The sequence below is a fragment of the Streptomyces africanus genome (assembly GCF_002150735.1).
GTDB classification, from domain to species: domain Bacteria; phylum Actinomycetota; class Actinomycetes; order Streptomycetales; family Streptomycetaceae; genus Streptomyces; species Streptomyces africanus.
Genome location: NZ_MUKA01000181.1, coordinates 1 through 317 on the forward strand (window position 1 = coordinate 1; position 317 = coordinate 317).

Consider the following 317-nt stretch of genomic DNA (forward strand, 5'->3'; position numbering starts at 1 on the left):
CAGCGCGTCGGCCCTGCGGAAGCCGCCGCGGGGGCTCGGCGGGCATGTGGTGCTGCTCGGGCTCGGCAAGATCGGCACGCGGGTGCTGACGCGGCTGCGGGAACTGCACATTCCCGTGGTGTGCGTCGAGTCCGACCCGGAGGCCCGGGGGATGGCCACGGCGCGGCGGCTGCGGGTGCCGGTGGTGCTCGGGGATGTCACGCAGGAGGGGGTGCTGGAGGCCGCGAAGATCCATCGGGCGCATGCGCTGCTGGCGTTGACCAGTGCGGACACGACGAACCTCGAGGCCGCGCTGTACGCACGGTCCGTGCGGCCCG

Annotated in this window: 1 protein-coding gene; it reads left to right on the plus strand. The window is 74.1% G+C overall.

Features of this window, described 5'->3' with window-relative positions:
- On the plus strand, positions 1 to 317 hold a 317-nt coding region (locus tag CCL05_RS46325; protein WP_425275933.1), incomplete at both ends, for an NAD-binding protein.